Annotated in this window: 7 protein-coding genes and 2 pseudogenes; 7 read left to right on the forward strand and 2 right to left on the reverse strand. The window is 60.7% G+C overall.

What is annotated here, in order from left to right:
* Nucleotides 1–43 precede the first annotated feature (43 nt).
* Nucleotides 44–172 (reverse strand): annotated as a pseudogene (locus FBY04_RS33200) (DUF1853 domain-containing protein); the annotation flags it as partial.
* A 7-nt stretch (nucleotides 173–179) separates the two neighbouring features.
* On the opposite strand from FBY04_RS33200, the pseudogene FBY04_RS13955 reads away from it, so the two are divergent.
* Nucleotides 180–314: pseudogene (locus FBY04_RS13955) on the forward strand (ArsB/NhaD family transporter); the annotation flags it as partial.
* A gap of 110 nt (nucleotides 315–424) precedes the next feature.
* Here FBY04_RS13955 and FBY04_RS13960 read toward each other — a convergent pair.
* Nucleotides 425–1,375: a DUF1853 family protein gene (locus FBY04_RS13960; RefSeq protein ID WP_145315557.1), complete on the reverse strand. Its 951-nt coding sequence runs from the start codon at nucleotides 1,373–1,375 to the stop codon at nucleotides 425–427.
* A 115-nt stretch (nucleotides 1,376–1,490) separates the two neighbouring features.
* On the opposite strand from FBY04_RS13960, the gene FBY04_RS13965 reads away from it, so the two are divergent.
* The 6 genes from FBY04_RS13965 to pepN are packed head-to-tail and all read left to right on the forward strand — an operon-like array spanning nucleotide 1,491 to nucleotide 8,008.
* Entirely contained in the window at nucleotides 1,491–2,381 is an 891-nt protein-coding gene (locus FBY04_RS13965) for an NAD(+) kinase (RefSeq protein WP_007988608.1), read from the forward strand.
* Nucleotides 2,378–3,352: a metallophosphoesterase gene (locus FBY04_RS13970; RefSeq protein WP_174602695.1), complete on the forward strand. Its 975-nt coding sequence runs from the start codon at nucleotides 2,378–2,380 to the stop codon at nucleotides 3,350–3,352. Before FBY04_RS13965 ends, FBY04_RS13970 begins: the two co-directional genes overlap by 4 nt.
* A complete protein-coding gene (locus tag FBY04_RS13975) occupies nucleotides 3,349–4,230 on the forward strand; it encodes a rhomboid family intramembrane serine protease (RefSeq protein ID WP_145315558.1) in 882 nt (293 codons plus the stop codon). Before FBY04_RS13970 ends, FBY04_RS13975 begins: the two co-directional genes overlap by 4 nt.
* 22 nt (nucleotides 4,231–4,252) lie before the next feature.
* Nucleotides 4,253–4,513 (forward strand): YeaC family protein, encoded by a 261-nt coding sequence (locus tag FBY04_RS13980; protein WP_017338278.1) that lies wholly within the window; start codon nucleotides 4,253–4,255, stop codon nucleotides 4,511–4,513.
* Entirely contained in the window at nucleotides 4,510–5,340 is an 831-nt protein-coding gene (locus FBY04_RS13985; RefSeq protein ID WP_145315559.1) for a DUF2797 domain-containing protein, read from the forward strand. Before FBY04_RS13980 ends, FBY04_RS13985 begins: the two co-directional genes overlap by 4 nt.
* A gap of 10 nt (nucleotides 5,341–5,350) precedes the next feature.
* Complete coding sequence (gene pepN, locus FBY04_RS13990; RefSeq protein WP_145315560.1) at nucleotides 5,351–8,008, forward strand: aminopeptidase N; 2,658 nt, start codon at nucleotides 5,351–5,353, stop codon at nucleotides 8,006–8,008.
* Nucleotides 8,009–8,291: the final 283 nt, after the last annotated feature.

Below are 8,291 nucleotides of genomic sequence, written 5' to 3' on the forward strand. Positions count from 1 at the left end.
AGCCGGCTTGCTGGCGATGACGTCCTCCCCGACGCCGCAAAACTCAACCCGTACCCGGCACGTTCGGCCAAAGATCCGCCACCAGAAACAACCGCTCTGCCTCTTCCCAATCCCCGTCGGCATTCTCGATCAACCGCACCAGCGACTGCGCCGGCGGTCCCAGATCGCTGAGCCCGCTGATCGGCAGCCTGGCGACGTTGTTGTGGCTGCATGTGTTGGAGTGATGGGGGTATTACTTCAAGGTCGGGATTGTGTTGACGGTGCCGGTGTTGCTGGTGACGTTGGCGGCGTTGGCGGTGCGGTTGTCCGTTTAGACCGGGTTGGCCCTATCGCCAGCAAGCCGGCTCCTACAGGTTTTATGTCGTTCGCCGATGCTGTAGGAGCCGGCTTGCTGGCGATGACGTCCTCCCCGACGCCGCAAAACTCAACCACTACCCGGCACGTTCGGCCAAAGATCCGCCACCAGAAACAACCGCTCTGCCTCTTCCCAATCCCCATCGGCATTCTCGATCAACCGCACCAGCAACTGCGCCGGCGCCAGCGGTTCCAGATCGCTGAGCCACGCCTCCAGCTGTTCGGCGTTCCAGGTCTGCTCCACTGGATAATGCGCCGGCGCCAGCCAGGCATGGCGGGGCAGGGGTTGCCAGCGCCCGAACGGACGCTGTGCGACAAAATCCTTCCAGTCCTTTTGATGCAGCCAGCTTCCACGTAAATGTTGCGGATGCGCGCCGTCCGGTGATTGGGACTGTCCCGGCCACGGATACAGCAGATAACCGCCCAGCCACAAATGCGCACTGAACTGTTGAATGTCCAGCGCCGCCAGCACTTCACGGCTCTCCGGCCGGGCGGAAATCGGCAACTGATGCTGACTCAAGTGCGCCAGTTTGCGGTCCAGCCGATCGTGGCAACCCGGGCCCAGCCAGTGCGCCGTGTTGTGTCCGTCGCCCACTTGGGGGCCGAGGTAAAGCTTGATGGCCAGTTCCAGGTGATGCACGCCGTCGCGATCACGCAGCAGCATGTCCAGCTCGCCCAGCGTGTGGCCTTCACGGCGGATCGGCATATTGGCGGCAATCAGATCAATGCCCGGTGCATGCCGCACGGCGTATTGCCACAGCCGCTCATAGTACAGGCCCAAACGCCGGGTCCGGGCCTGGGCCAGCCAGTGCAGCAGGTCATAACTGTCGCGATCCAGTTGCCGCAGCCAAAGCTCCAGCCGCTCCGGTGCCTGGACCCAGTCACTGCCGGCCAGCGGATGGCGTTGCGGCCACGGCGTGACCTCGAGCATCGGCGGCGCGAGGATGACCCACGCCAGGTCACGCACCTCCGGGTGACGCAACTGGTGGGGTAACTGCAGCAAATCGGGAAATAGGATCATCTTGCGAGCATAGCCCTAAACATGAGTACACCCTTGTGGCTGAAAGGATTTTGTCTATCCCGCGCTTTCGCCCATAATCGTGTTTTTCGTCACCGCAGACCCCCGCAGGAGCCCCATGGAGCAATTTCGTAATATCGGCATCATCGGTCGCCTGGGCAGTTCGCAGGTGCTGGATACCGTCCGCCGACTGAAACGGTTTCTGCTCGATCGTCACCTGCACGTGATCCTCGAAGACACCATCGCCGAAGTGCTGCCGGGTCATGGCCTGCAAACCTCGTCGCGCAAGATGCTCGGTGAAGTATGTGACATGGTGATTGTGGTCGGTGGTGACGGCAGCCTGCTCGGCGCCGCGCGCGCACTGGCCCGACACAACATTCCGGTGCTCGGAATCAACCGGGGCAGCCTGGGCTTTCTCACTGATATTCGCCCGGACGAGCTCGAAGTCAAAGTCGCCGAAGTGCTCGACGGTCACTACCTGGTGGAAAACCGCTTCCTGCTGCAGGCCGAAGTCCGACGCCACGCCGAGGCCATTGGCCAGGGCGATGCACTGAACGATGTGGTGCTGCACCCCGGCAAATCGACGCGGATGATCGAGTTCGAGCTGTACATCGACGGCCAGTTCGTCTGCAGTCAGAAGGCCGACGGCCTGATCGTCGCCACCCCGACCGGTTCGACCGCTTACGCGCTGTCGGCGGGTGGCCCGATCATGCACCCCAAGCTTGACGCTATTGTGATTGTGCCGATGTACCCCCATACCTTGTCGGGCAGGCCAATTGTGGTCGATGGCAACAGTGAGCTGAAAATCGTCGTGTCCAAGGATATGCAGATCTACCCGCAAGTCTCCTGTGACGGGCAGAACCACTTCACCTGTGCGCCGGGTGACACCATCACTGTCAGCAAGAAAGCGCAGAAGCTGCGGCTTATCCATCCGCTCGACCACAACTACTACGAGGTCTGCCGAACCAAGCTCGGCTGGGGCAGCAAGTTGGGGGGTGGAGGCGACTGATGCTTGATCCCGCGCGAAGTTACGACCTGATCGGTGACGTGCACGGATGCGCTCTGACCCTTGAGCACTTGCTCGACCGGCTCGGTTATCACAAACAAGGTGGTGTCTGGCGGCATGCGTCGCGCATGGCGGTGTTCGTCGGTGACATCATCGACCGTGGCCCGCGTATTCGCGAGGCGCTGCACATCGTCCACGACATGGTCGAGGCTGGCCAGGCGCTGTGCATCATGGGCAACCACGAATTCAACGCTCTGGGCTGGAGCACACCGGCGCCTCCGGGCAGCGGCAAGCAGTTCGTCCGTGAGCACACCCCGCGTCATGCGCGCCTGCTGGGCGAAACCCTGACCCAGTTTGAAGATCACCCCGGCGACTGGCATGACTTCCAGCAATGGTTCTACGAATTGCCCCTGTTTCTGGATGCAGGACGTTTCCGCGTGGTGCACGCCTGCTGGGATTCGGGCCTGATCGAGCCGTTGCGCGCGCTGTTTCCCGATGGCTGCGTCGATGAACATTTCCTCCAGGCTTCGGCCGTTCCGGGCAGTTTTGCCTGCACCGTGTTCGATCGCTTGCTGCGTGGCACCGACATGCGGTTGCCCCACGGTTTGACCATGACCAGCGGCGATGGCCTGACGCGCTCGTTCTTCCGCACCAAGTTCTGGGAAGACGACCCGCAGACCTACGGCGACATCGTGTTCCAGCCGGACGCCTTGCCGGAACCCGTGGCCCGGACGCCGTTGTCCTCCACCGAAAAAGACACCTTGCTGCGCTATGGCATTGACGAGCCCCTGTTGTTCGTCGGCCACTACTGGCGCAGCGGTAAACCGGCGCCCATCCGCCCGAACCTGGCCTGCCTGGATTACAGCGCGGTGCTCTACGGCAAACTGGTTGCCTATCGCCTGGACCAGGAAACCCGACTCGATCCGCACAAATTTGTCTGGGTCGATGTCGAACGGCCCGAGGCTCTGCGATGAGTGCCGTTGCCGTATTGCGCCTGCCACTGGCAGTTGATCTGAGCGGGTTCGTCAAACTGCTGGAACGCATGCAGGTGCCGCATCGGGTCAGCGAAGAACACGGCGAGCAGGTGCTTTGGGTGCCCGCCAGTATCAGTGAAGACGTGCGCGTACTTTACGAGCGTTTCCCGGCGGGCGATCCCGATCAGCAACTGGACATCCCGGGGGCGAAAACCAGTAAGCGTCCCGGTTTTGCCGAGCAATTGCGCCACGCCAAAGCGACGGCACTGGTGCTGTTGCTGAGCCTGATCGTCGGCGCGGTGACGCTGCTGGGCGAAAACCTCGACACGATGCGCTGGTTCACCTTCCTCGATTTCCGGGTGATCGGCGAGTACATCCATTTCACGCCACTGGCCGACAGCCTGGCGGCGGGGCAGTGGTGGCGTCTGGTGACGCCGATGCTGATCCACTTCGGTTTCCTGCACCTGGCCATGAACGGCATGTGGTACTGGGAGCTGGGGCGACGCATCGAGTCGCGCCAGGGCGGCATCAACCTGATCGGCCTGACCCTGCTGTTCGCCCTGGTGTCCAATTATGCCCAGTTCATTTTCAGCGGTCCGACCCTGTTTGGCGGGTTGTCCGGCGTGCTGTACGGCCTGCTCGGGCATTGCTGGATCTTCCAGCTTCTGTCGCCGAACCGGGCTTATCGCCTGCCGCGTGGCGTACTGGTGATGATGCTGATATGGCTGCTGCTATGCCTGTCCGGGCTGGTCTCTTTGATCGGCTTCGGTGAAATTGCCAACGCCGCCCACGTCGGCGGGTTGCTCGTCGGATGCTTGACCGGTTTGTTGGGCGGTTTGTACAACCGCCGTAAACTGGCCATCCAGAATCGTATGTGAATCAAAGAGCACGGAGACCTTGATGTCCTCTTTTAACGAAATGATCAAAAACATCACCCCGGATATCTACCAGAGCCTGAAACTGGCGGTGGAAATCGGCAAATGGTCGGACGGTGGCAAACTCACCGCCGAGCAACGCGAACTGTCGCTGCAAGCGATGATCGCCTGGGAAATCCAGAACCTGCCGGAAGAAGAGCGCACTGGCTACATGGGCCCGCAGGAGTGCAGCTCCAAGTCGATCACCGTACCGAATATCCTGTTCAAGTCGGATGCCATCCATTGATCGAGATTGGCCGCGGTGCAATCAGTAAAATGTCGGCTCGCCTGGACGGGTCCGACGTGCAGTACGCGTTTCGTCTGGGCGAGGTCGAGGTGCCGGTCAATCCATTGATCGGCAGCACGGTTCGCCTGGAATACCTGGGGGCAATCTTCTGCTCCCATTGCGGACGCAAGACCAAAACCAGCTTCAGCCAGGGTTACTGCTACCCGTGCATGACCAAACTGGCGCAGTGCGATATCTGCATCATGAGCCCGGAGCGTTGCCACTATGACGCCGGCACCTGCCGTGAACCGGAGTGGGGACGGACGTTCTGCATGACCGATCACATTGTGTATCTGTCGAACTCGTCCGGGGTCAAAGTCGGGATTACCCGCGCCACCCAGCTGCCGACTCGCTGGATCGATCAGGGCGCCCGTCAGGCGTTGCCGATCATGCGCGTGTCGACCCGCCAGCAATCGGGCTTCGTCGAAGACCTGTTCCGCAGTCAGGTGGCGGACAAGACCAACTGGCGTGCTTTACTCAAGGGCGAAGCGGTTTCGGTGGACCTGGCCGAGGTTCGCGATCAGCTGTTTGATAGCTGCGCCGAAGGTTTGCAAGGTTTGCAGGAGCGATTCGGCCTACAGGCAATCCAGACTATTGCCGATGTGGAACCGCTCGAAATCCGCTACCCGGTCGAGCAATACCCGGCCAAAATCGTCAGCTTCAACCTGGACAAGAACCCGATTGCCGAAGGCACGCTGCTGGGGATCAAGGGCCAGTACCTGATTTTCGACACCGGCGTGATCAATATTCGTAAATACACGGCTTATCAGCTCGCCGTGCATCAGTAAGGACTCCAGCATGCGCACCGAACAACCGAAGATGATCTATTTGAAAGACTATCAGGCACCCGAGTACCTGATCGACGAGACGCACCTGACCTTCGAGTTGTTCGAGGACCACAGCCTGGTCCATGCGCAACTGGTGATGCGCCGCAACCCTGAACGAGGCCCGGGCCTGCCGCCGCTGGTGCTCGATGGTCAGCAGCTCGAATTGCTGTCGGTGACCTTGGCTGATCGTGAGCTGAGCGCAGCCGATTACCAATTGACGGAAAATCACCTGACCCTGCAGCCGACCAGCACCACGTTCACCGTCGACACCAGCGTCATGATCCACCCGGAAACCAACACCGCGCTGGAAGGCCTGTACAAGTCCGGCACGATGTTCTGCACCCAGTGCGAAGCCGAAGGTTTCCGCAAGATCACCTATTACCTCGACCGCCCGGACGTGATGAGCAAGTTCACCACCACGGTGGTGGCCGAGCAGCACAGCTATCCGGTGCTGCTGTCCAACGGCAACCCGATTGCCAGCGGTCCGGGCGAAGACGGCCGTCATTGGGCGACGTGGGAAGATCCGTTCATGAAACCGGCGTACCTGTTTGCGCTGGTGGCCGGTGACTTGTGGTGCGTCGAAGACACCTTCACCACCATGACCGAGCGCTCCGTGGCGCTGCGCATTTATGTCGAGCCGGAAAACATCGACAAGTGCCAGCACGCCATGAACAGCTTGAAGAAGTCCATGCGTTGGGACGAAGAAGTCTATGGTCGCGAGTACGACCTGGACATCTTCATGATCGTCGCGGTCAACGACTTCAACATGGGCGCGATGGAGAACAAGGGCCTCAACATCTTCAACTCCAGCGCCGTGCTGGCTCGTGCCGAAACCGCGACCGACGCCGCGCACCAGCGCGTGGAAGCGATCGTGGCCCACGAGTACTTCCACAACTGGTCGGGCAACCGCGTGACCTGCCGCGACTGGTTCCAGTTGTCGCTGAAGGAAGGCTTCACCGTGTTCCGTGACTCCGGTTTCTCTGCCGACATGAACTCGGCAACCGTGAAACGCATTCAAGACGTGGCTTACCTGCGCACCCACCAGTTCGCCGAAGACGCTGGGCCGATGGCGCATGCCGTGCGCCCGGACAGCTTCATCGAGATCTCCAACTTCTACACCCTGACCGTGTACGAAAAGGGTTCGGAAGTGGTCGGCATGATCCATACCTTGCTCGGTGCCGAAGGCTTCCGCAAAGGCAGCGACCTGTACTTCGAGCGCCATGACGGCCAGGCCGTGACCTGCGACGACTTCATCAAGGCCATGGAAGATGCCAACGGTGTCGACCTGACCCAGTTCAAGCGCTGGTACAGCCAGGCCGGTACACCGCGCCTGGCAGTGAGCGAGTCCTACGACGCCGCCGCGAAAACCTACAGCCTGACCTTCCGCCAGAGCTGCCCGGCCACCCCGGACAAGGTTGAAAAACTGCCGTTCGTGATTCCTGTCGAGTTGGGCCTGCTGGACTCCAAAGGCGCTGCCATTGCGTTGCGTCTTTCCGGCGAAGCCAGCGCCCAGGGTACTTCTCGGGTCATTTCGGTGACTGAAGCCGAGCAGACCTTCACCTTTGTCGACATTGCTGAACAGCCTTTGCCTTCGTTGCTGCGCGGCTTCTCGGCACCGGTGAAACTGAGCTTCCCGTACAACCGTGATCAGCTGATGTTCCTGATGCAGCACGATAGCGACGGCTTCAATCGCTGGGATGCCGGTCAGCAACTGTCGGTGCAAGTGTTGCAGGAGCTGATCGCTCAGCAGCAGAGGGGCGAGAAGCTGGTCATGGATCAGCGTCTGGTTTCTGCGTTGCGCACCGTGCTGTCGGACGAGACGCTGGATCAGGCGATGGTTGCCGAAATGCTGTCGCTGCCGGGTGAGGCGTATCTGACCGAGATCAGCGAAGTGGCTGACGTCGATGCCATCCACATCGCGCGCGAGTTTGCCCGCAAGCAACTGGCGGACGGCTTGTTCGAGGCGTTGTGGCTGCGTTACCAGGCCAACCGCAATCTGTCGAAACAAACCCCGTACGTGGCCGAAGCCGAGCACTTTGCCCGTCGTGCATTGCAGAACATTGCGCTGTCTTACCTGATGTTGAGCGGCAAACCTGAAGTCCTGGCGGCGACGCTTGAGCAGTTCGAGACCAGCGACAACATGACCGAGCGCCTGACGGCGTTGGCCGTGCTGGTCAACTCGTCGTTCGAAGAAGACAAGGCGCGGGCGCTGGCGAGTTTTGCCGAACACTTCAAGGACAACCCGCTGGTCATGGATCAGTGGTTCAGCGTTCAGGCGGGCAGCACGTTGCCGGGTGGTCTGGAGCGGGTCAAGGCGTTGATGCAGCATCCGGCGTTCAACCTCAAGAACCCGAACAAGGTGCGGGCACTGGTCGGCGCGTTTGCGGGGCAGAACCTGATCAACTTCCATGCGGCGGATGGGTCCGGGTATCGCTTCCTTGCGGATCTGGTGATCGAGCTGAACGCCTTCAACCCGCAGATCGCTTCGCGCCAATTGGCGCCGCTGACGCGCTGGCGCAAGTATGACGATTCTCGTCAGGCATTGATGAAAGGTGAGCTGGAGCGGATTCGTGCTTCGGGTCAGCTGTCCAGCGATGTGTTTGAAGTGGTCAGCAAAAGCCTGGCTTGATTTGGCTTCGCTCCCGCAGGTGTTCACTTGGACCCTGTGGGAGCGGCGATCCGACTTGCTCGCGAAGGCGGCCTGACAGACGACCTCTGTTCTCACGGATGTACCCGGACCCCTTGTAGGCGCTGGCTTGCTAGCGATGGCTGAGTGTCAGGCGGCTTGTTTTTTGAGGGTGTACATATCCATTCCTACGGTAACGGCTGCTATGGGTTCCGCTCTTACAGCGGGTTACTTGGAAAAGCGCCAAGTAACCAAGCGCCTGCGCCCCTGACGTACGGTGGCTCGC

Origin of the sequence: Pseudomonas sp. SJZ080, from assembly GCF_007828295.1 — a bacterium.
Classification (GTDB): Bacteria; Pseudomonadota; Gammaproteobacteria; order Pseudomonadales; family Pseudomonadaceae; genus Aquipseudomonas; species Aquipseudomonas migulae_A.

Excerpts from the sequence above, each read along its gene's own strand:
- FBY04_RS13965 (WP_007988608.1), top strand. The coding sequence starts at position 1,491 with ATGGAGCAATTTCGTAATATCGGCATCATCGGTCGCCTGGGCAGTTCG.
- FBY04_RS13980 (WP_017338278.1), top strand. The coding sequence starts at position 4,253 with ATGTCCTCTTTTAACGAAATGATCAAAAACATCACCCCGGATATCTAC.
- FBY04_RS13960 (WP_145315557.1), bottom strand. The coding sequence starts at position 1,375 with ATGATCCTATTTCCCGATTTGCTGCAGTTACCCCACCAGTTGCGTCAC.
- pepN (WP_145315560.1), top strand. The coding sequence starts at position 5,351 with ATGCGCACCGAACAACCGAAGATGATCTATTTGAAAGACTATCAGGCA.
- FBY04_RS13975 (WP_145315558.1), top strand. The coding sequence starts at position 3,349 with ATGAGTGCCGTTGCCGTATTGCGCCTGCCACTGGCAGTTGATCTGAGC.